Annotated in this window: 22 protein-coding genes; 9 read left to right on the top strand and 13 right to left on the bottom strand. The window is 74.1% G+C overall.

Going from position 1 to position 24,019, the window contains the following annotated elements:
- Positions 1-66: 66 nt before the first annotated feature.
- Positions 67-690, top strand: a complete 624-nt coding sequence (locus QP089_RS06825) for a TetR/AcrR family transcriptional regulator (RefSeq protein ID WP_285910482.1) — start codon at positions 67-69, stop codon at positions 688-690.
- On the opposite strand, the gene QP089_RS06820 is transcribed toward QP089_RS06825, so the two are convergent.
- The 4 genes from QP089_RS06820 to QP089_RS06805 are packed head-to-tail and all read right to left on the bottom strand — an operon-like array spanning position 687 to position 4,079.
- Positions 687-1,748, bottom strand: a complete 1,062-nt coding sequence (locus QP089_RS06820; protein ID WP_285910481.1) for an NAD(P)H-dependent flavin oxidoreductase — start codon at positions 1,746-1,748, stop codon at positions 687-689. The two genes, QP089_RS06825 and QP089_RS06820, sit on opposite strands and share 4 nt — an antisense overlap.
- Complete coding sequence (locus tag QP089_RS06815) at positions 1,748-2,479, bottom strand: CoA-transferase subunit beta (protein ID WP_285910480.1); 732 nt, start codon at positions 2,477-2,479, stop codon at positions 1,748-1,750. Before QP089_RS06815 ends, QP089_RS06820 begins: the two co-directional genes overlap by 1 nt.
- Positions 2,476-3,336: a CoA transferase subunit A gene (locus QP089_RS06810; RefSeq protein ID WP_285910479.1), complete on the bottom strand. Its 861-nt coding sequence runs from the start codon at positions 3,334-3,336 to the stop codon at positions 2,476-2,478. The genes QP089_RS06815 and QP089_RS06810 overlap by 4 nt, the downstream gene beginning before the upstream one ends.
- Positions 3,333-4,079, bottom strand: a complete 747-nt coding sequence (locus QP089_RS06805) for an enoyl-CoA hydratase family protein (protein ID WP_285910478.1) — start codon at positions 4,077-4,079, stop codon at positions 3,333-3,335. The genes QP089_RS06810 and QP089_RS06805 overlap by 4 nt, the downstream gene beginning before the upstream one ends.
- A 64-nt stretch (positions 4,080-4,143) precedes the next feature.
- Between QP089_RS06805 and QP089_RS06800 the strand changes: the two genes are divergently transcribed.
- From QP089_RS06800 to QP089_RS06770, 7 genes are all read left to right on the top strand, one after another.
- Positions 4,144-4,911 (top strand): SDR family oxidoreductase, encoded by a 768-nt coding sequence (locus QP089_RS06800; protein WP_285910477.1) that lies wholly within the window; start codon positions 4,144-4,146, stop codon positions 4,909-4,911.
- Entirely contained in the window at positions 4,908-5,816 is a 909-nt protein-coding gene (locus tag QP089_RS06795; RefSeq protein WP_285910475.1) for an SDR family oxidoreductase, read from the top strand. Before QP089_RS06800 ends, QP089_RS06795 begins: the two co-directional genes overlap by 4 nt.
- 198 nt (positions 5,817-6,014) lie before the next feature.
- Complete coding sequence (locus QP089_RS06790; protein ID WP_285910474.1) at positions 6,015-6,797, top strand: ferric reductase-like transmembrane domain-containing protein; 783 nt, start codon at positions 6,015-6,017, stop codon at positions 6,795-6,797.
- Positions 6,794-8,278, top strand: a complete 1,485-nt coding sequence (locus QP089_RS06785; RefSeq protein ID WP_285910473.1) for an NADH-quinone oxidoreductase subunit NuoF family protein — start codon at positions 6,794-6,796, stop codon at positions 8,276-8,278. Before QP089_RS06790 ends, QP089_RS06785 begins: the two co-directional genes overlap by 4 nt.
- 150 nt (positions 8,279-8,428) lie before the next feature.
- On the top strand, positions 8,429-12,370 hold the full coding sequence (gene hrpA / locus QP089_RS06780; RefSeq protein WP_285910472.1) for an ATP-dependent RNA helicase HrpA: 3,942 nt from the start codon (positions 8,429-8,431) through the stop codon (positions 12,368-12,370).
- Positions 12,371-12,414: 44 nt separating this feature from the next.
- The gene (gene pip / locus QP089_RS06775) at positions 12,415-13,374 is read left to right on the top strand and encodes a prolyl aminopeptidase (RefSeq protein WP_285910471.1); all 960 of its coding nucleotides are present in this window, start codon (positions 12,415-12,417) and stop codon (positions 13,372-13,374) included.
- Positions 13,375-13,472: 98 nt separating this feature from the next.
- Positions 13,473-15,176, top strand: a complete 1,704-nt coding sequence (locus QP089_RS06770; protein WP_285910470.1) for a coiled-coil domain-containing protein — start codon at positions 13,473-13,475, stop codon at positions 15,174-15,176.
- Positions 15,177-15,183: 7 nt separating this feature from the next.
- On the opposite strand, the gene QP089_RS06765 is transcribed toward QP089_RS06770, so the two are convergent.
- From QP089_RS06765 to QP089_RS06755, 3 genes are all read right to left on the bottom strand, one after another.
- Positions 15,184-15,399 carry a hypothetical protein gene (locus QP089_RS06765; RefSeq protein ID WP_285910469.1) on the bottom strand — a complete coding sequence of 72 codons (216 nt, stop codon included), beginning with the start codon at positions 15,397-15,399 and terminating at the stop codon, positions 15,184-15,186.
- Between the two features lie 146 nt (positions 15,400-15,545).
- The gene (locus tag QP089_RS06760; RefSeq protein WP_285910468.1) at positions 15,546-16,235 is read right to left on the bottom strand and encodes a thioesterase family protein; all 690 of its coding nucleotides are present in this window, start codon (positions 16,233-16,235) and stop codon (positions 15,546-15,548) included.
- Between the two features lie 338 nt (positions 16,236-16,573).
- Positions 16,574-17,089, bottom strand: a complete 516-nt coding sequence (locus QP089_RS06755; protein ID WP_285910467.1) for a hypothetical protein — start codon at positions 17,087-17,089, stop codon at positions 16,574-16,576.
- Positions 17,090-17,304: 215 nt separating this feature from the next.
- Here QP089_RS06755 and QP089_RS06750 point away from each other — a divergent pair, with 215 nt between their 5' ends.
- The gene (locus tag QP089_RS06750; protein WP_285910465.1) at positions 17,305-18,120 is read left to right on the top strand and encodes an ABC transporter ATP-binding protein; all 816 of its coding nucleotides are present in this window, start codon (positions 17,305-17,307) and stop codon (positions 18,118-18,120) included.
- Here QP089_RS06750 and QP089_RS06745 read toward each other — a convergent pair.
- The 6 genes from QP089_RS06745 to QP089_RS06720 form a co-directional block, all read right to left on the bottom strand.
- Positions 18,117-19,469 carry an AAA family ATPase gene (locus tag QP089_RS06745; RefSeq protein ID WP_285910463.1) on the bottom strand — a complete coding sequence of 451 codons (1,353 nt, stop codon included), beginning with the start codon at positions 19,467-19,469 and terminating at the stop codon, positions 18,117-18,119. The genes QP089_RS06750 and QP089_RS06745 overlap by 4 nt on opposite strands.
- A complete protein-coding gene (locus QP089_RS06740) occupies positions 19,466-20,938 on the bottom strand; it encodes a hypothetical protein (RefSeq protein WP_285910462.1) in 1,473 nt (490 codons plus the stop codon). Before QP089_RS06740 ends, QP089_RS06745 begins: the two co-directional genes overlap by 4 nt.
- Before the next feature lie 7 nt (positions 20,939-20,945).
- Positions 20,946-22,052, bottom strand: coding sequence for a hypothetical protein (locus tag QP089_RS06735; RefSeq protein WP_285910461.1), 1,107 nt, complete (start codon positions 22,050-22,052; stop codon positions 20,946-20,948).
- The gene (locus QP089_RS06730) at positions 22,049-22,891 is read right to left on the bottom strand and encodes a serine/threonine-protein kinase (RefSeq protein WP_285910460.1); all 843 of its coding nucleotides are present in this window, start codon (positions 22,889-22,891) and stop codon (positions 22,049-22,051) included. The genes QP089_RS06735 and QP089_RS06730 overlap by 4 nt, the downstream gene beginning before the upstream one ends.
- Positions 22,892-22,959: 68 nt before the next feature.
- Positions 22,960-23,580, bottom strand: coding sequence for a class I SAM-dependent methyltransferase (locus QP089_RS06725; RefSeq protein WP_285910459.1), 621 nt, complete (start codon positions 23,578-23,580; stop codon positions 22,960-22,962).
- Between the two features lie 11 nt (positions 23,581-23,591).
- On the bottom strand, positions 23,592-23,981 hold the full coding sequence (locus tag QP089_RS06720; RefSeq protein WP_285910458.1) for a VOC family protein: 390 nt from the start codon (positions 23,979-23,981) through the stop codon (positions 23,592-23,594).
- Between the last annotated feature and the right edge of the window lie 38 nt (positions 23,982-24,019).

The following is a 24,019-nucleotide window of genomic DNA, read 5'->3' as shown; positions in this document are numbered from 1 at the left end:
CGTCGCTCCTTAAGCGTATGGCGTACACCTACGATGGTAGGCGTATGTCGTACGCTGTCAAGCGCCATGCCTCGACCCCGCTCTCTCACCCAGGACCAGGTCGCCGCGGCGGCGCTCGCCGTCATCGACCGGGACGGCCTCGCCGGGCTGTCCATGCGCGCCGTCGCCAAGGAGCTGAAACTCAGCACCATGGCGCTGTACCGCTACGTGCGCGACCGCGAGGAACTGGAGGGCCTCGTCGTCGACCTCGTGTACGCGGAGGTCGACCCCGCGCCGCCGCCCGCCGGGCCGTGGGACGCCAGGATCGAGACGATGGCCCTGCGCCTGCGGGACGCGTTCGTCGCGCACGCGGCGATCATGCCGCTGACGCTCACGCACCGGCACGACTCGCGGGGGTCGCTGTGCTGGGGGGAGACCGTCGCGGGCATCCTCGCGGAGGCCGGCATCACCGGGCCGCGGGCGGCCATCGCGTTGCGGGCGGTGATCGCCTACATCATCGGCGCGATCCAGCTGGAGCACCTGGGCCCGCTGGAGGGCGAGGGGACCCTCGCCATCGCCGCGCTCCCCGAAGACGAGTTCCCGAACATGGCCGAGACCGCGCGGCACGCCCGCCACATCGGCCCCGACGAGGAGTTCCGCGGGGGACTGGCGGCCGTGCTGCGCGGCCTCGGAGGGAACGGCGCGGGCTAGCGCACCAGCAGCGCCTGCTGCCCGGCGATCGCCTGCACGGCCTGCTCGACGATCCCGTCGATCAGCTGCGCGCAACTCGGCAGGTCGTCGATGACGCCGACGACCTGGCCCGACGCCATCACGCCGAGATCGGGACGGCCGTCCACCATCGCCGCCTTGAGCAGCATCGGGGTGTTGGCGGCCATGAGGACCTGCGACCAGGACAGGTCCTTGCCGTGCTTCATCGCCTTCCCGTCGGCGATCATCGCGCGCCACGACATGCCGGAGAGCTTCTTGAACCGGGCGCCGTTGCGCAGCGCCCGGACCAGGCCGCTGACCCGGCCGGACGACTCCAGCTCGTCGACCAGCTCGCTGCGCAGCACCCGGTGCGGCATCCCGTCGACCTGGCGGGTCACGATCGTCTCGCCGGTCTTGAGGTACACCTGCTTGACCGCGTCCGGCACCGAGCTGTCGGAGGTCAGCAGGAACCGGGTGCCCATCGCCACGCCCGCCGCCCCGTAGGACAGCGCTGCGGCCAGGCCGCGCCCGTCGAAGAAGCCGCCGGCCGCGATCACCGGGATGTCCACCGCGTCGACGACCTGCGGGAGCAGCAGCGTGGTGGCGACGGCGCCGGTGTGCCCGCCGCCCTCGCCGCCCTGAACCAGCACCGCGTCCGCGCCCCAGCCCGCGACCTTCTCCGCGTGCCGCCGCGCGCCCACCGACGGGATCACGACGAGGCCCGCGTCCTTGAGCTTGACGATCAGCTCCTTCTTCGGCGCCAGCGCGAACGAGGCGACCTTCACCCCCTCCTTGATCAGGAGGTCGATGCGGTCGCCCGCGTCGCCTGCGTCGGCCCGCAGGTTGACGCCGAACGGCGCGTCCGTGCGGTCCTTGACCTCGTGGATCGCGTCCGCGAGCTGGTCGAGCGTCATCGTCGCCGACGCCAGGATCCCGAGGCCGCCCGCGTTCGCCACTGCGGTGACCAGGCGCGGCCCGGCCACCCAGCCCATGCCCGTCTGGACGACCGGGTGCCGCACGCCCGTCAGCCGGGTCAGCGGGGTGTCGAGCAGCTGCTCCATCAGGCCGGGACCTCTCGCTCGCGAAGGCCCTTAGGGTCGAGCACGTCGCGCATGACCCGCAGTTCCTCGGCGTCGGGGAGGCGCGTCTGCGGCACCTCGTCCGGGACGACCAGCTCGAATCCGGTCGCGGACACGACGTCGTCGGCCGTGACACCCGGATGCACCGAGCGCAGCCGCATCCGGTGGTCGGGGGTGTCGAAGTCGAGGACCGCCAGATTGCTGACCACGGCGCGGATCTCGTGCGCGCCCCGGTCCCAGCCGACGCCGCTGACGAAGTCGACCTTGTCGGTGAACACCCGCGTCGAGTGCTTCGGCACCCAGTAGCTCGTCGGGTTCAGCAGCGTGTTGCCGGGCCCGCCGCGCGACCCGAGGAGCTGCCGCGTCGGCTGCTCCCAGTCGCCGATGCAGGAGATGTTGGTGTTGCCGTACCGGTCGATCTGCGACGGACCCATCACCACGTGCCGCCGCGCGTTCAGCACCAGCCACAGATGGTCGCGGAACGGCAGCCAGCCCTCCGCCACCTCGGCCGTGCGGCCCAGCGGGACGGGCTCGGCACTCAGCGTCGGCCCGCCGTCGGTCGTCAGCAGGTCCGGCTCGAACGTGGCCCGCGCCAGCCGGGAGCCCAGCATCGGCACGAACCCGGCGACCGCCGCCGCGACGATCTCGCCGTCGCCCCGGAAAAGCTCCGCGCAGGCGACCGCGCAGACCTCGGCCCTCGTCACATCGCTCATCGGGATTCCTCCTGCCAGGTCCGGACGGCGTCCTGATAGGCGGCCTCGTCGCCGGACAGGAACCGGTCGCGGAACGCCGCCCACGCCTCCGGGTCGCCGGCCGACTTCGCGTACAGCTTCTGGAACGCCTCGTCGCGGCGGTGGTCGGGCTCGCAGTCGGTGAAGTGCGCGCCGTTCGGCGTCTCGACGACGCCTGTCACCTGCGCCCGGCTGATCAGCATCGACTGCGGCGGGCCCTCCTTGGCGAAGTCGGCGGTGTCCACCAGCCGCTCGCAGGAGATGTAGGTGCGGTCCGCGGCCTTGGCGAACAGGTCGTCCATGTACGGGTCGGCGCCGAGGTACTGCGCGTTGCCGCGCGCGTCCGCCCGGTTCATGTGGATGAGCGACACGTCCATCGTCAGGGCCGGGACGGCGACGAGCTCGCGGCCGTCCTCGTACGGCGACCGGATCGTCTTCAGCTCCGGGTTGACGCGCATCACGTCCGAGCCGAGCCCGACCGGCGTGGGCAGGAACGGCAGCCGGTGCGCCGCCGCGTACAGCCCGAACATGAACATGCCCTCGTCGTACTCGGTCAGCTCGATCGACCCGGACTGGCGCGCCCGCCGGAAGTGCGGCTCCAGCGGGATCGAGTCCATGGTCACGAACGCGGTGACGAGCCGGCGGACCTTGCCCGCCGCGCACAGCAGCCCGACGTCCGGCCCGCCGTAGGTCACCACGGTCAGGTCGGTGACGTCGGAGCGGCACAGCGCCCGGACCAGGGCCATTGGCTTGCGCCGCGAGCCCCAGCCGCCGATCCCGACCGTCATGCCGCTCTCCAGCGACCCGACGATCTCGTCGATGGTCAGTACCTTGCTCACTTCGCCCCCTTGGCCACGAAGGCGTCGCGGTGCTCGTCGCCCGCGCCCATGAGATTCAGCTCGAACGTGAAGCCCTGCTCGTAGCGGTAGCTGCGGCGAACGTCGATCGGGTCGATGCCGTTCAGCGACTCCTTCGCGCGCCGGATCACGTACTTGTCCTTGGCCGCGATGTTCCCGGCGACCTCCATCGCCTTGGCGCGCAGTTCGTCCTTCGGGACGACCTCCAGCACCGAGCCGTGGTGGTGCAGCTCGGCGGCGGTGACGTTGCGGCACGTGTAGACCATCGCGCGCATCAGGTGCTGCGGGACGAGCCGGGCCAGGTGCGTCGCGGCGCCGAGCGCGCCCCGGTCGACCTCGGGCAGGCCGAAGAAGGCGTCGTCGGACGCCACGACGACGTCGGCGTTGCCGACCAGGCCGATCCCGCCGCCCAGGCAGAAGCCGTGCACGGCCGCGACGACCGGGACCTCGCACTCGTAGACGGCGGCGAACGCCGCGAAGCAGCCCCGGTTGGCCCCCACCAGCGCGGTGTGGCCCTCGCTGCGCTGCATCTCCTTGATGTCGACGCCCGCGTTGAAGCCCCGGCCCTCGGCCCGGAGCACGACGGCGCCGACCTGCGGGTCGCGGCCGGCCGCGAGCACCGCGCCGGCCAGCTCGAACCAGCCCGCGACGGTCAGGGCGTTGACCGGCGGCGCGTCCACGACGATCTCGGCGACCCCGTCCAGGGTCGTGGTGGAGACTCCCATGCGCTACCTTTCCACCAAACATTTGTTAGAACAGACCGTAGCAGAGGGTCTCGGAGGAGGCGGGATGTCACTGACGCTGGACCTGGCGGGGAGGACCGTCGTGGTCACCGGGGGCGTGCGCGGTGTCGGCGCGGGAATCAGCCGCGCCTTCCTGGAGGCGGGCGCCGACGTGGTCGCGGTGGCCCGGCGCGAGCCGGAGGCGCTGCCCGAGGGCGGCGGCCGCACGGCGTCGTTCGCCTCGCTGGACGTGCGCGACGGCGACGCCGCCGAGGCCTTCGCCGCCGGCCTCGACCGGGTGGACGTGCTGGTCAACAACGCGGGCGGCGGGCCGTTCCTGCCGCTCACCGAGGGTCCGCTGCGCACCCATCTGAAGATCCTGGAACTGAACCTGACCGCGCCGCTGATCATGGCGCGGGCGCTGCGCCCGCTGATGCCGGACGGCGGCTCGGTGATCAACATCGGCAGCGTCAGCGGGGTGCGGCCGTCGCCGGGGACCGCGCCCTACGGCGCCGCCAAGGCCGGTCTGCACAGCCTGACCCAGTCGCTGGCCGTCGAGTGGGCGCCGCGGGTACGGGTCAACACGCTGATCCTCGGCATGATCCGCACCGAGCTGGCGCACCTGCACTACGGCGACGAGGCGGGCGTGGAGGCCGTCGCGCGGACCGTCCCGATGGGCCGTCTCGGCGACCCGTTCGAGGTCGGCGCGGCCTGCGTGTACCTCGCCTCCGACCTGGCGTCCTACATCACCGGGACGCAGCTGCTGATGCACGGCGGGGGAGAGCGGCCCGCGTTCCTGGACGCCGCCACCGCGAACAAGGAGGAGACGCGATGATCTGCAAGGACCGCGTGGTCGCCGTCACCGGCGCCGGGCGAGGGCTCGGCCGCGCGCATGCGCTGGAGTTCGCCCGGCAGGGCGCCCTGGTCGTGGTGAACGACCTGGGCGTGGCCCGCGACGGCACCGGCGACGCCTCCGGCGGCCCCGCCCAGGACGTCGTCAAGGAGATCGAGGCGCTCGGCGGGCGCGCCGTCGCCAACACCGACGACATCGCCACCGACGCCGGTGCAGCCGCCCTCGTCGCCACCGCCGTGGACACCTTCGGCCGCCTCGACACCCTGGTCAACAACGCCGGGTTCCTACGCGACCGGATGCTGATCAACCTGTCCGAGGACGAGTGGGACGCGGTGATGCGCGTCCACCTCAAGGGCCACTTCCTGCCGCTCAAGCACGCCGGGCAGTACTGGCGGGCCGAGAGCAAGGCGGGCCGCCCGGTGGACGCCCGCGTGATCAACACCTCGTCCGGCGCCGGGCTGCTCGGCAGCGTCGGCCAGGGCAACTACTCGGCCGCGAAGGCCGGCATCGTCGGGCTCACGCTGGTCGCCTCCGCCGAGCTCGGCCGGTACGGGGTGAACGTCAACGCCATCGCGCCCGCCGCCCGCACCCGGATGACCGAGGAGGTCTTCGCGCAGACGATGGCCGCGCCCGCCGAGGGCGAGTTCGACGCGATGGCGCCGGAGAACGTATCGCCGCTGGTCGTCTGGCTCGGCTCCGCCCGGTCCAAGGACGTCACCGGCCGGGTCTTCGAGGCCGAGGGCGGCAAGATCTGCGTGATGGACGCCTTCCGGCACGGCCCCACCGCCGACAAGGGCGCCCGCTGGGACCCGGCGGAGGTCGGCGAGGTCGTCGCCGGCCTGCTCGCGAAGGCCCCGGCACCGGAGCCCGTCTACGGCGCGGGCTGACCCCGCCTCCGCGCCCGGCGCGCCGCCGGGCGCGGCCGGTTCCGGTCGCGAACCTCGTGAAACCGTCCTGACCTGCCACCATTCGGGATAGCGGCGGGGGACGGGGGACGGTCGTGTCACCGAACCGGTATGAGGCGAGCACGCGTCGTAGTGACCGGGGGATTTCCCCGGACGACGCGAAAGGCAGGGGGTGCCGTCATGGCTCCTGAGGGTCCGCCGCCAGGGGGCGCGCAGCGCCGCGGCCCCGCCCACGAGCTGACCGGCGCGTTCCTCGCCGGGCCGGGCGCCCGCCCCCGGCCCGTATCGGCTCCCGCTGTCGCACCGCCGCGGCAGGGGCGGGGCGGCGCACGCCGGGGCCGCATCGCCGCGTGGGCGGCCGCGGCCGTCGCGGCCGGCGTCCTCCTCGGCCTCGCCGCCGCGACCGGAGAGCTGTCGCCCGTACTGCGCCCGGTCGGCCGGTTCCTCGACTTCTACTGCGGGGTCTTCGCACTGGTCGCGTTGTCGCTGACGGTCATGATCGGGCTGCTGGCCACCGACCGCGCCATCCTCGCGTCCCGGCAGCGGCTGCGGGCCCAGGCGGTGCACCGGGCCACCGCGTTCCTCGCCGTGGCCATGCTGGCCGTCCACATCGCCTCGCAGCTCGCCGAGCACCGGGTCGGGATCGCCCAAGCGCTCCTGCCGCTGCCCGGCCGGCACGCCGCCGACTACGACATCGGCGTCATCGCCTTCTACCTGCTTCTCCTCGCCGTGGCAGGCGGCATCGCGCGCGGCCGTTTCGCCGGCACCAGGCACCCGTGGGCCTGGCGGGCCACGCATCTCACCGCGTACGCGGCGTGGCCGCTCGGGATCTGGCACGGTCTGACCTCCGGCCGCGCTCCCGCCGTGTGGGTGACGGCGGGTTACCTGCTGTGCGTGGCCGCAGTCGTGCTCGCGCTCGCCGCCCGGCCCGTCCTGCGGCCCCGGGAGAGGAGGACGCCGTGACCGCGCTCGCCATCCGGCACATCGGCCCGCCCCGCCTCACCAAAGGGCTCGCGGACGGCGGACGCCTCGACTGGGACGCCCACCGCGCCCTGCATCCCCACCCGCGTCCCCTCACCACCGACCAGCTCGTCGCGCTGTGCGAGGAGGGGCGGCTGCACGGCCGCGGCGGTGCCGCGTTCCCGTTCGCGCGCAAGGTGCGGGCCACCGCCGACAGCGCCGTGCGGCGTGGCAAGCGGACGATCGTCGTCGTCAACGGCACCGAGGGCGAGCCCGGCAGCGCCAAGGACAAGGCGCTGCTGCGGGGCGCCCCGCACCTGATCCTGGACGGCGCCGCGCTCGCCGCCACCGCGCTCGGCTCGCTGGAGATCATCGTCGCCGTGACCGACGAGACGGCCGCCACGTCGGTGCGGGACGCGATCGCCGAACGCGACCTCGGCGGCCGGGCCCGCGTCGCTGTGCTGCCCGAGCGGTTCGTCACCGGCGAGAGCGGCGCGCTGGTGCGCGGGATCAACGGCAAGCGCCCGATCCCGCCCGGCCGCAAGGGCCGCGCCTCGACCAGCGGCGTCGACGGCCTGCCCACCCTGCTGTCCAACGCCGAGACCTACGCGCAGCTCGCCGTCCTCGCCGGGCTCGGCCCGGCCGGGTACCGCAAAATCGGGACACCGGACGAGCCCGGCACGGTGCTGCTGACCGTGACCGGTGCTGCGCGCTTCCCGGCCGTGGTGGAGACGCCGGCCGGGGCGCCGCTCGGCCACCTGCTCGACCTGTGCGGCGCGCGGGCGGGCGAGGGGGTGCTGGTCGGCGGCTACCACGGCGCCTGGCTGAAGGGCGAGGTCGCGACCCGCACCGCGGTGTCGCGCGCCGGGCTCGCGGCGGCGGGCGGCGCGCTCGGCGCCGGGATCGTCATGCCGATCGGGCGCGGCACCTGCCCGCTGGGCGAGGCCGCGCGCGTCGCCGGGTACCTGGCCGCCGAGTCGGCCGGGCAGTGCGGGCCGTGCCGGCTCGGGCTGCCCGACATCGCCGGCGCGCTCGCCGACCTCGCCGCCGGCCGGGGCGTCGCGTCCGCCGCCGAGGCCGCCCGCCGCGCCGTCCGGATGGTCAACGGCCGCGGGGCCTGCGCGCACCCCGACGGCACCGCCCGGTTCGTGCTGTCCGCGCTGGAGGTCTTCGCCGGCGACATCGCCCGGCACGCCGCCGACGGCGGCTGCGGGCGGCCCGTCCTCGGGGTGCTGCCCGCCGCGGCCGAGGCGGCCGAGCTGCGGCTGGAGGTCGACTGGAGCCGCTGCGACGGCCACGGCCTGTGCGCCGACGTGCTGCGCGGCACCGTCCGGATGGACGAGTACGACTACCCGGTGATCCCCACCGAGCCCATCCCGGCGCGGCTGGAGGCCGACGCGCGGCGCGCCGTCGCGATCTGCCCCGGTCTCGCCCTGCGCCTCGTCCCGCGCACGCCGCACGAGAAGGCCGGGCGGGCCTCCTAGCGGCGCCGGAATGCCGGGCGGGGCGGCGGGCGTTGTACCGAGCGCGCCCGCGGAAAATGGATCGCCCGGCACGGGCCGGTCCGGCTACGGTGCGAAGGTTTGAGGGTGAGCGGGGCCTGCGGGCCTGGAACCCTATCCTTGTCGATGGTTATGAGGACGTCTGTGAGATCGCCGCTCGCCGACCTGCGCGCGCGCCTGCCCGAGCTGATGCTGCGGGACCAGCACCGGATCCGCCGCCGCATCGACGGCTCGCAGAAGATGCGGGACGCGGCGCGCCGCGCGAAGGTCGCCGAGGAGATCACCGCCGACATCGAGGCCGCCGAGCGGCGGGTCGAGCGGCGGCGCCTCGCCGTGCCCGCGATCACCTATCCGGAGCAGCTGCCGGTCGCGCAGAAGAAGGACGACATCCTCGCCGCGGTCCGCGACCACCAGGTCGTGATCGTCGCCGGGGAGACCGGGTCCGGCAAGACCACCCAGATCCCCAAGATCTGCCTGGAGCTGGGCCGGGGCGTGCTCGGCTCGATCGGGCACACCCAGCCGCGCCGGCTGGCCGCCCGAACCGTCGCCGACCGGATCGCCGAGGAGCTCGGCACCGAACTCGGCGACACCGTCGGCTACAAGGTCCGCTTCACCGACAAGTCGAGCGACGACACGCTCGTGAAGCTGATGACCGACGGCATCCTGCTCGCCGAGATCCAGACCGATCGGCTGCTGCGCCAGTACGACACGCTGATCATCGACGAGGCGCACGAGCGCAGCCTGAACATCGACTTCCTGCTCGGCTACATCCGGGAGATCCTGCCGCGCCGCCCCGACCTCAAGGTGATCATCACCTCGGCGACGATCGACCCCGAGCGGTTCTCCCGGCACTTCGGCGACGCCCCGATCGTGGAGGTGTCCGGCCGCACGTACCCGGTGGAGGTGCGGTACCGGCCCGTCACCGACCCCGACGACCCGTCCGCCGACCCCGACCGCGACCAGATCCAGGCGATCATCGACGCCGTCGACGAGCTGGGCCGCGAGGCGCCCGGCGACGTGCTGGTGTTCCTCAGCGGCGAGCGGGAGATCCGCGATACCGCCGACGCGCTCACCAAGCACTTCACCCGGCGGAAGAGCGCCACCGAGGTGCTGCCGCTGTACGCGCGGCTGTCGGCCGCCGAGCAGCACCGGGTGTTCCAGGCGCACCGCGGGCGGCGCGTCGTCCTCGCGACGAACGTCGCCGAGACCTCGCTGACCGTCCCGGGCATCAAGTACGTCGTCGACCCGGGCACCGCCCGCATCTCCCGCTACAGCCACCGGCTGAAGGTGCAGCGGCTGCCGATCGAGCCGATCTCGCAGGCGTCGGCCAACCAGCGCAAGGGGCGCTGCGGCCGCGTGTCCGAGGGCGTGTGCATCCGGCTGTACTCCGAGGAGGACTTCGAGTCCCGCCCCGAGTTCACCGACCCGGAGATCCTGCGCACCAACCTCGCGTCGGTCATCCTGCAGATGACCTCGCTCGGCCTCGGCGACATCGCCGCGTTCCCGTTCGTGGAGCCGCCGGACCGCCGCAACGTCAAGGCGGGCGTCGACCTGCTGCACGAGCTCGGCGCCATCGACCCGTCCGAGCAGGACCCGCGCAAGCGCCTCACCCCGCTCGGCCGCCGGCTCGCCCAGCTCCCCGTCGACCCGCGGCTCGCCCGCATGGTGCTGGAGGCCGACCGCAACGGCTGCGTGCGGGAGGTCCTCGTCATCGCCGCCGCGCTGTCGATCCAGGATCCGCGCGAGCGCCCCGCCGAGCACCAGCAGGCCGCCGACGACAGGCACCGCCGGTTCGCCGACCCCACCTCCGACTTCCTGGCCTACCTGAACCTGTGGAACTACCTGCGCGAGCAGCAGAAGGAGCTGTCGGGCAGCGCGTTCCGCCGCATGTGCAAGAACGAGTTCCTGCACTTCCTGCGCGTCCGCGAGTGGCAGGACCTGCACGGCCAGCTCAAGCAGGTCGCCAAGTCCCTCGGCGTCACGCTCAACACCGCCGACGCCCCGCCCGACCGCATCCACGTCTCGCTCCTCGCCGGCCTGCTGTCGCACATCGGGCTCATGGACACCGACAAGGGCGAGAAGGACGGCAAGCAGCGGCGCGGCCAGGAGTACCTCGGCGCGCGGGGCGCGAAGTTCGCCGTGTTCCCCGGCTCGGCGCTGTTCAAGAAGCCGCCGCGCTGGGTGATGTCGGCCGAGCTGGTCGAGACGTCCCGGCTCTGGGCGCGCGTCAACGCCAGGATCGAGCCCGAGTGGATCGAGCCGCTGGCGGAGCACCTGGTCAAGCGCAACTACAGCGAGCCGCACTGGTCGAAGAAGCAGGCCGCCGTCATGGCGCACGAGAAGGTCACCCTGTACGGGGTGCCGATCGTCGCCGACCGGCGCGTCAACTACGGCTCCATCGACCCCGCGCTGTCGCGCGAGCTGTTCATCCGGCACGCGCTCGTCGAGGGCGACTGGGAGACCCACCACAAGTTCTTCCACGACAACCGGGCCCTGCTCGAGGAGGTCGAGGAGCTGGAGCACCGCGCCCGCCGCCGCGACATCCTCGTCGACGACGAGACGCTGTTCGACTTCTACGACGAGCGCATACCCGAGGACGTGGTCTCCGGGCGGCACTTCGACGCCTGGTGGAAGACGGCGCGGCACTCCGACCCCGACCTGCTCGGGTTCGAGAAGTCGATGCTCATCAACGAGACCGCGGGCGGCGTCAGCGAGGCCGACTACCCGGACGTGTGGAAGCAGGGGACGCTGCGGCTGCGCCTGACCTACCAGTTCGAGCCGGGCACCGACGCCGACGGCGTCACCGTGCACGTCCCCGTCCAGGTCCTCAACCAGGTCCGTCCGGACGGGTTCGAGTGGCAGGTCCCCGGGCTGCGGACCGAGCTGGTCACCGAGCTGATCCGGTCGCTGCCGAAGCAGCTACGCGTCAACTTCGTTCCGGCGCCCGACTACGCCCGCAAGGTCCTCGACCGCGTCGCGCCGCGCACCGAGCCGCTGCTGGACGCGCTGGAGCGCGAGCTGACCGCGATGACCGGCGTGCCCGTCGCGCGGGAGGCCTGGGACACCTCCCGGCTGCCCGCGCATCTGCGCATCACCTTCCGCGTCGTCGACGACCGCAAGCGCACCCTCGGCGAGGGCACCGACCTGGACGAGCTGAAACGCCGGCTCGCGGGCAAGGTCCGCGGGACGCTGTCGAAGGCGGCCTCGACCGTCGAGCGTTCCGGCCTCACCGAGTGGACGATCGGCGAGCTGCCCCGCACCTATGAGCAGAAACAGGCGGGGTACGACGTCAAGGCCTATCCGGCGCTCACCGACGAGGGGGAGAGCGTCGCCGTCCGGATGTACGAGACGGAGGCCGAGCAGCGCCGCGCCATGTGGCTCGGCACCCGCCGCCTCATCCTGCTGAACGCGCCGTCGCCGGTGAAGCTCATCCAGGGCCGCCTGACCAACAAGGGCAAGCTCGCCCTCAGCCACAACCCGCACGGGTCCGTCGCCGCGCTGTTCGACGACTGCGTCACCGCCGCCGCCGACCGGCTCATCGCCGAGGCCGGCGGGCCCGCCTGGGACGAGGCCGGGTTCCGCGCGCTGTACGACCGGGTCCGCGCCGACCTGCACGACGCCACCGCGCAGATCGTCGGGCTGGTCGAGCGGATCCTCGCCGAGTCCCACGAGCTGGACCGGCGGCTGCGCGGCACCGCCAGCCTCACGCTCGTCCCCGCGCTGACCGACATCCGCGCGCACCTGGCGGCGCTGGTCCATCCCGGGTTCGTCACCGAGACGGGCTGGGCGCGGCTCGCCGACCTGCCCCGCTACCTGCGCGCGCTGCAGGTCCGGCTCGACAAGCTCCCGGAGAACCCCGGACGCGACCGGATGCTCGCGCACCAGGTCGAGGTGCTGCGGCAGGAGTACGAGCAGGCGCTCCAGCGGCTGCACCCGTCCCGCCGCGGCGAGGAGCCGGCCCGGCAGATCCGCTGGATGCTGGAGGAGCTGCGGGTCAGCCTGTTCGCCCAGCAGCTCGGCACCCGGTTCCCGGTGTCCGACAAGCGCATCCGCAAGGCGATGGCCCAGCTCTAGGCGGTGCGTCCCGACCATGATCGGTTGTCGGATATGACTGGGGCATGGTCTTGAGGGACTTCTATCCGGAGATCGAGCCCTACGATTCCGGGCTGCTGGACGTCGGCGACGGGAACCGGATCCACTGGGAGACCTGCGGGAACCCGGACGGCAAACCCGCGGTGTTCCTGCACGGCGGGCCCGGCGGCGGTGTGCTGCCCGGCTTCCGCCGCTTCTTCGACCCCGCCGCGTACCGGATCGTGCTCTTCGACCAGCGCAACTGCGGACGGAGCCGACCGCACGCCGGCGATCCGGGCGTCTCGCTCGAACACAACACGACGCCGCATCTGGTCGCCGACATCGAGCGGCTGCGCGAGCATCTGTCGATCGAGCGCTGGCTTGTGTTCGGCGGCAGCTGGGGGAGCACTCTCGCGCTCGCCTACGCGCAGACCCATCCCGAGCGGGTCACGGAGATGGTGCTGCGCGGCATCTATCTCGTCCGCCCGTCCGACGAGGACTGGGGGTTCACCCCGTCCGGCGCCGCCCACCTCTTCCCCGCCGAGTGGGCCGCGTTCCGTGACGCGATCCCGGCCGCCGAGCAGGGCGACCTGGTCGCCGCCTACGGCCGCCGCATCGAGGACCCGGACCCGGCCGTCCACCTGCCGGCGGCGCGGGCGTGGATGGGGTGGGAGCTCAGCGCCAACACGCTGCTGCCCGTCTCGCCGCCCGACCTGAGCGACGCCGAGGTCCTCGCGTTCGCCCGCATCACCCGCCACTACATCGCCAACGGCGGATTCCTGCCCGCCGGCGGCCTGCTCGCGGGCATCGACCGGATCCGGCACGTCCCGGCGGTGATCGTCAACGGCCGCTACGACATCAAAACCCCGCCGGACCAGGCGTGGGATCTGCACCGCGCCTGGCCCGAGGCGGAGTTCCGCATCGTCGAGGACGCCGGGCACGGCGGCTCCGAACCGGGCGTCCGGGACCGGCTCATCGAGGCGACCGACCGGTTCGCCGCGGGTTGACTCCGGAACGGTCTACTCACTTCCGTACGACGTGGGAGGCCCCACATCTACCTCGCAAGTCACTGCAGTACCGCGTACTAGTGCGTATGGTTCATTCCATGCCTAACAGCGAAGAGCGCGACAACAGCGGCCCCGAGGGGACGGCCGCGGTTCCCCAGGGCGCGGTCTCCGAGGACGGGCGTCCGCGGGACGCCGCGACGGCGGAGCGGCGCGACGGGGGCGGCGGGCCGGGCTCGCCGGGGCAGCAGGGGGCCCAGCGGCAGGGCATGCCGCAGCAGGGCGCCGCACAGCAGGGCACGGCACAGCAGAACACGGCGCAGCAGGGCACGCCGGAGCCGGGCGGGGACGTCGCCGGCACCGGCGCGGCGGAGACCGCGGTCGCCCGGATGGGCGACCCCGTCACGGTCTGGCCGTGCGCGAACTGTGGGCGGCCCGTCCCGCAGCCGGTCGGGGCCGTCCGCGCCGTCCGGTACTGCCAGGACAACGAGGGCGCCTGCGCCCGCGAGGCCCGCGACCGCCGCGAGCGGGGCCGCGACGCGCCGGGCCTCACCGGCCAGGTCGCCTCCACCTGGGAGATGGTGGAGCGGCTGGAGAAGGCCGCCGACCTGCTCGCCGACTCGCTGACCTCCGAGCTGAGCGTCGCCGGCGTCGAGCGCCGCGTCGCCGAGGTGCGGGCCGAGGCCGCCCGCGAGCTGGCCATCGCGCAGAGCGAGCGCGACGCCTCCCAGCGCAAGGCCGAGGAGGCCTGGCACGAGGCCTCGGCCGCGCGCGGCCGCGCCGCCGAGGCCGAGAAGGACGCCGCGGGCGCCCGCGAGGAGGCCCGGCTCGCCACCGCCAAGCGCGACGCCGCGCAGCAGGCGTGGGAGGAGGCGCACCAGATCGCGCAGCAGTCGATGACCGCCAAGCTCGCCGCGGAGAGCGAGCGCGACCGCATCGCCGCCCGCGAGACCGAGCTGCTCGCCGCGCTGGAGGCCGCCCGCGCCGAGCTGGTCGGCCTGCACGCCAAGCTCGCCGAGGCCGAGGGCGCCGCCGAGTCGCAGCGGGTCGAGGCCGCGGTCGCCAAGCAGGGCGCCGAGGACCTGCGCAACGCCATGCGCGACACCGAGGCGCAGCGGCAGCACGCCATGCAGGCCGCCAGCAAGGCCGAGGCCGAGCGGGCCGCCGCGCTGCGCGCCCAGTCGGAGGCCGAGGCGGAGGTGGTCCGCGCCAACGCCCGCGCCGAGGAGGCCGTCAAGGACCGCGACGCCGCCCGCGCGCAGGCCGAGGCCGCCACCGCCGAGCGCGACGAGCTGACCGCCAAGATCAACGACCAGGCGGTGCAGCTGCGCCAGCTGTCCCAGTCGGTCGCCGAGCAGCAGGCCGCGCTGTCGGCCCTCGCCGAGGAGCGCGACGCCGCCCGCGCCGAGGCCGACCGCGCCCGCCGCCAGATCGACCAGCTCACGCACAACACCCTGTCGTCGAACATCCCGCCGGGCGGCCGGCTGTCGGGCGGGAGCCCGGTCCCCCCGCCCGGCTTCGCGCACGCCGCGGGCGGGCCGCCGCCGGCCGTGCCCACCGGGCCCGTCAGCGGAGCGGGCGTCCCGCTCGGCGCCCCCATCCCGCCCGGGCCGCAGGGGCTCGGCGGAGCGCCGGGCGGTCAGCCGGCCGGGCCGGCGCACTCCGGCGGGTACACGCTGCCGCCGCCCCCGGCCGGCGGCGCCCCCTCAGCCCCCTCAGCCCCCTCGGCCCCGTCCGCCCCGCCGGCGCCTCCCGGCCGGCTGAACGGCGCCGACCGGGAGGACCCGCTGTTCACCGGGCCCTGACCGGAGCTCAGCCGTACTTGGCGACGATCACCAGCACGACCAGCGCCGCCGCGACGATCATCGTGGCCTGGCCGCGCTCGCGCACCGCGGTCCGCCGGAGGGTGACCACTCTCCGGCGGCTGAGCCGCATGTCGGACGCGGCGCGCCGCGCGCGCTCCCAGTGCATGCCGGTGTACACCGCGAGCGCCGCCACCCCGAGGAGAAGTAAGGCCGTTCCGCTCATCTGACCCGCCTCTGCTGTCGCGGAAAGTCAGATTGAACAGCGTAACCCCGGTGCCGAACCATGTCGCCTGACATATTTCCGGCACTCATGCGGAACCGGTCTGGCGGACCGCGGCGCCGGATCACCGGCGCGCGGCCCGCCGGCGGTCACCGCACGAACGCCTCGGGGTCGATCTCGATCCAGATCTGCTCGGCGCGGCCGAGCAGCCGCCCGTCGGCGCCGTACAGCGCGGTGGCCGCGTGCATCTTGCGGCCCTCGCGGCTGCGCGCCAGGCCCATCACCACGCACTCCTCGCCGGCCTCGGGCACGTCGGTGACCTGCGCGGTCATCGTGCCGAGGACGGCCGGGCGGCCCACCACGTCGAACGACCAGCCGCCGGGGCAGTCCAGCGCCGACCACACCAGCGTCCGCTCGGGGACCCGGTCGGGCACCCACGGCGCCGCCACGGTGCCCTCGGCGACCGGCCCGGGCTCGAGCCGGAGCCCGTCGCCGGGCTCGCGCTCCGGCCCGCACACGAAGCAGCGCGGGAACGGATGGTTCTCGATCGCCCGGAACTTCTCCGCCGCCTCCAGCGCCCGCGCGAACGGGACGGGCGGCACCGGCGGCACCACGATCGCCCCCGCGAGCGCCTCCGCGACCGGCCGCTCCCCGTCCCACAGCCGCGCGCTGCGCCCGCGCTCGTCCTCCATGGTCACGGTCAGCTCGGTGTCCAGCGGCGGCGGCCGCCGCAGCGTCACCGTCACCGTGCCGATCGGCACCCGCCCCGCCAGCAGCCCCGCCACGTACCCCCCGTTGCCCGACCCGTCCGGGCCCTGGAACCGCCTGTCGATGATCACTGGGTCCCCCGCAATCACGTCGCCGCACGAAAACGGCACCGATCATAATGAGCGCCACCGACATCCCGCCCCGTCGCCCCCACCCCTCCGACCCCAGGTCGGCCCGGTAGAGCCCTGCCCCCGGCGCTCTGAACCCCACACCCCGGAGGTTAGAACCTCAGCCCGAGACGCCCGCCACGTTGCGATCGCGAGCGAAGCCGGATGCGAGCGAAGCGAGAATCCGATCGCGCAGCGAGCCCCCGGGCGAGTCGGAGCGATGCAGCGATCGCCGCTTTGCCCGCCGAAGGGAGGGCGCTCCAGCGCCCGACCGCCAAGGGCAATGCAAACGACAATGCAAACTACAGAGCGCGTGAGGGCTGGGGGCGGCCCGGGCGGGTGGTGAAGAACACCGACAGCGAGCCGCGGAGGCGGGCGCGGACGGTGTCCTCGTCGATGTCGACGTCGTCGGGCACGGGGGTGCGCTCGAGGGCGCGCGAGATGAGCACGTCGACCCTGCGGTCGGCGACCAGGACCGAGCAGGTGTCGCAGGCGTACCAGGGGTAGAGCATGTTCAGCACGGCGACGGCGGTGTCGTCGTCGGACAGGTGCGTGGTGTCGAGCTCGACCTCGAACATGTCGGTGTCCTCGGGGTCGAGCGTGGGGTAGTAGAGCCACGCCGGCCCGTCGGCGCCACAGAAGTCGCACGCCGGCTCGCCGGGGGACGGCTCGCCGACGGCGAGCTCCAGCTCGTGGTCCCACGGCTCCACCCGGCGGTTGTGCCGGTAGCCCACCCCGTCCAGCGAGCCCTCGCGGTTGTGGGTGACGTCGTGCACCTCGCCGCCGCAGCGGGCGCACATGAAGCCGATCTCCTCCATGTCCCTCCCCTGATCGCTGAGGCACCGGCTCTCACAGTATCCGTCCGGACGCGTCCCGCGTACCGGGCGGCGCGAACGCTGGGGTACGTTGAAGATCTTCCGCCGCCCCGGCGATCCCGGCCCGGTGTTGCGACGCATACCCCGCGCGCCTCTCCGCATGTCCCCGGTGCTCCTGTGCGAGCCCGTCCCGCCGCGCCTTCGAAAGGGAGGTCTCCTTGTCCCTTCCCGACCGGACCGACATCGTGCTCAACGCCGACAAGATCGACCTCGTCCGGGACCGGCGGCCGCTGCTCGACCGGGTGACCATGACGGTGCTGCGCGGCGAGCACTGGGCGCTGATCGGCCCGAACGGCGCGGGCAAGAGCACGCTGCTCGGCATCCTCGGCGCCTACACCCATCCGACGCGCGGCACGGCGGAGATCCTCGGCCGCCGGCTCGGCCGGGTCGACGTGCAGGAGCTGCGCCGGCTGATCGGCCAGGTCAACCCGCGGCATCCGCTGGAGTCGGCGCGGACCGTCCGGGAGATCGTGCTGACCGGCGCGACGGGCACCATCGAGCTGGTCCCGCGCTGGACGCCGAGCGAGGACGAGCTGCGCCGCGCCGACGAGCTGATCGCGTTGATGGGGCTCACGGCGCGTACCGACGCCCGCTGGCCGAACCTGTCGCAGGGGGAGCGGGGCCGGGCGCTGATCGCGCGGGCGCTGATGCCGGATCCGCCGCTGCTGCTGCTCGACGAGCCCGCCACCGGCCTGGACGTCGCCGCGCGCGAGCGGCTGCTGGCGAGCATCGACCAGCTGCGGCGCGAGCGCCCCGACCTGACGACGGTGCTGGTCACGCACCATCTGGAGGAGCTGCCGACCAGCACCAGCCACGCGCTGCTGCTGCGCGAGGGGCAGGTGTTGGCGTCGGGGCCGGCGGACGAGGTGCTGACGACCGAGCTGGTCAGCGCCTGCTTCGACCATCCGATCACGATCACCCGGCACAACGGCCGCTGGGCCGCCACCGCCGGCCCCGCGCAACCGGGTCGCTAGTCCGCCGCCACGCGGTGGCGGGCGAGGTGGGCGAGGACGGACTGGTTGGCCTCCCACCCGTCCGGGAACTTGACCGGCACCCCGAGGTGCACGGGTTCGGTGGACGGATGGGCGTCCAGCAGTTCGGGGATGCCCGCCCGCGCCACCACGATGCAGGCGTGCCGGTGCCGGGACGTCAGGACGCACAGCCGCCCCGACTCCAGGTGGAACGCTGTGGCGTCGCGGCGCCCCGACAGCGGGTGCAGCATGACCGTGACGTCGTACTCGCGTCCCTGCAACCGGTTGGCGGTGTCGACGGTGATGCCCGCGCCGTGCGCGCCGAGCGCCGCCCGGAGCGCGGTGACCTGGTCGCGGTGTGCGGCGCCGATCGCGACGCGGGTCGCGTCCATGGGCTTGGAGCCGAGTTCGGAGTGCGCGACCGGGCCGCGCTGCAGCAGCCGGACGGCCAGCGCCGCCGTCGCGCGGACGGCCTCGGCGTCGGTGCGGAGCGTGTGCCGGGCGGGCAGCTCGTACAGCGCCCATCCGGTCGCCGCAGCCTCCTCCAGCGCGTGGTCGTAGGTGGTGCCCATGCCGCGCGCGCCGTACTCCAGCCGCCGGTCGCCCTCGTTCGTCCCGGCGCGGAAGCCGGTGAACGGGTAGAACGCGCGGGACACCACGGGCGCCGCGGACGCCGGCAGGCGCCACGACACCGGCAGCCGGTGCACGGGCAGGTCCGGGTTGTGCGCGAGGAGGACCGACACGGCGCTGCGCATCGGGTCCCACGCCAGGCCGGCCCAGCGTTCGACCTCGACGGTGGAGAACGGGTCGAGCTGACCGGGGTCGCCGACGAACAGCGCCCGCTCGAACCGCCCGGCGATGCGCAGAAGCATGTCCGAGCGCATCTGGTACGCCTCGTCGACGATCGCCCAGGGCCACGACCCGTCCGGCAGGGTCGCCCACTTCGCGGCGGTCGCGATGACGACGGTGTGCTCGGCGAGGTCGTCGGCCTTCTGCGCGACCCGCACCGACGGGTGCGCCAGCACCCGCTCGGACGGCACGTACCCCGACGCCGACAGCCGGCCCAGCGTCAGCCGCGGGTGCTTGGCCGCGATCCGTTCGATGAGGTCGTCGACCTGCTCGTTGGTCTGCGCCACGATCATCAGCCGCTCGCCCGCCTCCGCGAGGTGCGCGGCGGCGCGGACCACGAGCGTCGACTTGCCCGCGCCCGGCGGCGAGTCGACCACCACGCCGCGGTGGCCGCCGCCGAGGTCGGCGAGCACCCCGTCGACGACCCGCGCCGCGGCCTCGGCCGGGGCGAGCGCGGCGGAGGGCTCCGGCTCTGCGAGCGCGACGAGATGGCGTTCGGTCATGACCAGTCCTCTTCGGCGTCCTCGTCGGTCGGCACGTACTCCTCGGGCGGCCCGCCGTGCGTCCAGGGCGTGTCCTCCCGGTCGGGGAACTTCGCGGCGCCGAACGATCCCTCCGTGAGCGAGGTGAAGACCACGTGCTCGCCGACCTGCGGCACGGCGCCCGGTTCGGGGGTGAGCCTGCGGCCCATGCCGCCGGTCAGCTCCAGCAGCACGCCGCCGTCGCCGATCTCCACGATCCTCCCCTTCAGCGCCGGGCGCGCCGCGTTGCACACGGTCGTCCCGATGTCGAGCCGCACGGGGTCCTCGGTGCGGACGCGCAGCAGCGGGCGCAGCTTCGGCCGTTTGCCCGTCTCGTCCAGCCGGGCCGGGTCGCACTCGGTGACCGGCCCGCCGAACGCCTGCCCGGCCAGCCGGTGCTCGGCCATGACCAGGGGGTCGTCGAACGCCCGCTGCGCCTCGTAGGCGTCCTGGGCGCGTTCGAGATCGTGCAGCCGCCGCGCCGCCCGGACGGGCGGGTCGCGGCGCGCCTGAGGATACGCCTCGCCGAACGTCTGGTGGTAATAGGTGAAGGCGTCCCGGTCGCGCTCCCAGCGGCGCGGCACGCTCGCGCCCTCCGGCATCGCGCGCAGCAGCCCGACCGCCCGCCACATCAGGTCCCACGTCGGGGTCAGCTGCCCGGCGACGAGCGCGCGGAGCCGGTCGCCGGCGCGCGGGTCGCCGCCCGACCGGTCGTAGGCGGCGATCGCGGGGGCGAGCACCTCGTTGTCGAACGTCGGGTCGGTCGCGGGGCCGGCCGGCGGGCAGGTCACCGGGTCCTCGGCGCGGGCGGCGGCCGCCGGGCCGTCCAGGCCGTCCGGCGGGTCGATCCAGCCCATCAGTGCGGCGAGGTTGCCGTCCTCCACCGAACTCTGCCCGGTCGCCCAGTGCAGCCGCAGCACCTCGGTCATCGCCCGCAGCAGCGACGACCCCGGATGGTCATGCCGGTCGGCGAACCACGTCAGCCACCGGCCGAGCACCGGCACCGCCGGGTCGACCGCGTACGGGCCCTCGGTGCTGCGGAACCGCGTCGAGCGGCCCATCAGCCTCAGGAACGCCACCCCGCCCCGGTTCGGGACGAGCAGCTGCGGCGCGTTGCCGTACCGGATCCGCTCCTCGCCCTCCTTGCCCGGCGGCAGCTCCTCCACTTCGCCGCGGCTGGTCTCGATGTAGTTCAGGACGAGCTTGGCCAGCTCCGCCGCGAACGCGAACCTCAGATCGCGGTTGCGGGGCTGCGGCACCACCAGCAGCGACGGGTCGTCCGGCGCCGACCCCAGCATGACCGCCAGCGGCGCCGCCGCCTCGCCCGCGAGCTTCAGCGGGATCAGCACCAGCGGCGCGTCGGAAACGTGGCAGTGCCGGACCGTTGCGAGCGGCTGCGCGATCGCGGCCTGCACCGCCTCCAGCCGTGCCAGCGAACTCAGCGCGCTCATCGGGCCGTCACGCGGTCTCCCGGAACGGCGTACCGAGGGCCTCGGCGCGCAGCCGGGCCGCGGCGCGCAACTGCTCCGCCGTCTCCGCGAGGTCGTCGGACGGGCTGAGCGAACCGTCCGCGAGCCCGAGCGCCGTGCCGATCGAGTCGACGCCGCCCAGGTCGTCGCGGACGGCCCGGCCGAGCGCGCCCGTCGCCCCGCACGCGCGCGCCTCGTCCCGGCAGAACATCGCCATCTCGCAGCCCGCCATGCACTCGGGCGCGTAGCGGGCCTCGACCGTGCGGACGGACTCGGCGAGGTGCTCGCCGGGCTCGAACGTCAGGTCGTCGGGCAGCGCGTCCAGGATCTGGTCGACGCGGGTGAGGCGCGCCAGCTGCCGTTCCAGCACGGCCAGCTGCGGGCGGACGTCCAGCGGCGTCGCGGTCGGCCGGTTGGAGAAGTTCTCCGGGCACACCAGGAACACCTCGTGCGACACCCGCTCCGGCTCGTGCCCGAGCTCGGCGACCAGCCGGCGCAGCGCCAGCACGTACACCGCCGACTGCCGGGCCGCCGCCGCGACCTGCTCCGGCTCGGCCTGCCCGTCCACCACCGCGAACGACTTGATCTCGACCACGTGCAGCCGGCCCGCGATCTGGAACGCGATGACGTCCGGCTCCAGGTAGGCGAGCTGCCCGCCGATCTCCAGCCGCAGCAGCGGATGGTCGAACAGGGTGCCCTCGCCGCTGTCGAGCGCGCGGGCCAGCAGCCGCCGGGTGCGGGTGTGCCGCAGCTCCCGGCCCTCGTTCCCGGCGACGACCTCCAGGTCGTCGTAGGCCACCTCGGACACCGCCAGGCCCATCCGGTCGCGCAGGAGCGTCAGCAGCTCCGCGCACCCGTCGGCCTTCACCTGCGCCTCGAACGCGTTGCCCCGCGTGATCGCGAACTGCGACTGGCCGAACGGCGCGGGGAACCCGAGCGCGCGCGCCACCGCGTCCTTGTCGACGCCCGCCGCGTCCATCAGCCCGCGGCGGGCGCAACCGGGATTGGCGGTCAGCGCCGCGATCGTGCGGGCGTCGTGGTTGCGCGGCGGTGCGTCGCCGCGCAGCCGGTCCAGGTCCGGCGCGGTCTCGGTCATCGGTCCGTTTCTCCAGAGCTGGCACGTCGCCGTGCGGAATGCTGCAGGGCCCGCAGCCGGCTGCCGAACAGCCGTTCCGCGTCGTCGAGCTGGGCCCGGGCGCGCCCGGCGGCCGACGCGCGGCGCCGCCGGTCGGGCTCCCGGTGCACGTCCAGTTCGGCCCGGGCGGCCTCGGCGAGCACGGCCGGATCGACTGTACCGACCGTACCGGTGACCGCACCGGGAATGTTGGAGGCGAACCGCCACAGCAGCCGCTGCGCGTCCGGCGAGGGACCCGTGCGCTCGGCGTGCTCGGCGAGGCGGAGCGCGGCGGCGAGGAAGTCGGTGCGCGGGCTCAGCGGCCCGACGATCCGCTGCTCCAGCGGCCACGTGCTGACCGTCAGTAGGCCGCGCGCGGGCGCGAGCAGGTCGGCGGTGAGCGCGGCGCACAGGTAGTAGGGCCGCGCGTACGGCGAGGTCCGGAACGAGCGCTCCTCGTCGCGACGCAGGCTCGTCAACCGGGTCCCGGGGATCTCGCCGGGGAAGAACGCCGCGTACACCGACCCGATGAGCTTGGGCGCGGAGGGCACCCCGAGCAGCGTCAGCGCCTGGTGGACCTGCTCGCGTACGGGCAGCAGCCCGCGCCGCCCCTCGGGCTCGGCCCGGGCGGGCGCCTCCGGCTCGCCGGCGTCGCCGAGGACGGCGGCGTCCCACTCCTGCTCGGCCCGGCGCAGGTCGGCCCGCAGCTCGCGGGCGGTGCCCCGGTCGCCGGACGCCATCGCGCGGCGCACGCCGGCGCGCAGCTCGGCGATGCGCGCCTCCAGCGCGTCGGGGGCCGGGACGCCGGGGGACGGGGGCATGCGGCAGACAGTACAGGAGCTTCCAGACAGTTCCAGCGTTTTCCAGTGTTGCCTGCGGGCGTTCCGGATCAGCCCGGCCGGTGCCAGACGATGGAGTACCGCCAGAGCAGATGCCGGCGGAACACCGCGCCGGGCAGCAGGCGCAGCGCCGCGTCCCGCACCTCGCCCCAGGTCATGTCGGGATCGGCGAGCGGTGCACCCGGCCCTCCCGCGTGCTTGCGCTTGAGGACGCGCCCGTGCAGCAGGTGCGCGGGAAGGCCCGCCGCCCCGTAGAGGAAGTCCTTCATCCCCGCGTTGTCGGCGAGACCGATCACCACGAGCGCACCGCCGGGCCGGACGGCGTTGCGCATCGCCGTCATGCCCGCGCTGAAGTCCATGTGGTGGATCGTGGCGACGCTGCAGACGAAGTCGTAGTGCTTCTCCGGAAGGTCGTACTCCAGCAACCCGGCCTCGACGAAGTCGACGTTCCCGACGCCTTCGCTCAGCGTCTTGGCCTTGACGACCATCTCCGCCGACCGGTCGAGCCCGGTGACGTGGCGGGCGTGCGGTGCCAGGCGGCGCGCGAGCAGCCCGTCCCCGGAGCCCACGTCGAGGGCCTCCTCGCAGCCGCTCGGCACATGGCGCAGGACGAGCCGGTGGTAGTGGGTGTTGTGGTTCCAGTACTCCGCCGGCGTCTCGGGTGCGGTCACGGTCGCCTCCGTCACGGACGGGTGTCGCGGCGCAGGGGATGCCCCTCCGGGACCTCCACGACAACGATCTTGACGCCGTCGGGGTCCTCGATCCACATCTCCACCAGGCCCCACGGCTCCTCGCGCGGCTCGCGGGTGACGCGCGCGCCCGCCGCCGCGAGCCGCTCGTGCTCGGCCCGGACGTCGCGGACCTGCACCCAGAGCATCGGGGACGGGCCGGCGCCGCCCGGCCCGTGCCCCGACACCTCCAGGAAGCCGGGCCCGAGGAAGAACACGACGCCGGGGGAGTCGGGCGGGCCGAATTCGCGGTATACCGCGAGCCCCAGCACGTCGCGGTAGAAGCGTTGGCTGCGCTCGAGGTCGGCGGGGCGCAGCAGGACGCGGCTGCTCAGTACCTCCATGCCCCCATCCTCGCCCCGCGCGCTCCGCCGCCGTGCTC

Origin of the sequence: Actinomadura opuntiae (assembly GCF_030283205.1) — a bacterium.
Taxonomy (GTDB): domain Bacteria; phylum Actinomycetota; class Actinomycetes; order Streptosporangiales; family Streptosporangiaceae; genus Spirillospora.
The sequence above is the reverse complement of the archived record's forward strand: the minus strand, read 5'-3'. Positions and strand labels throughout refer to the sequence as shown.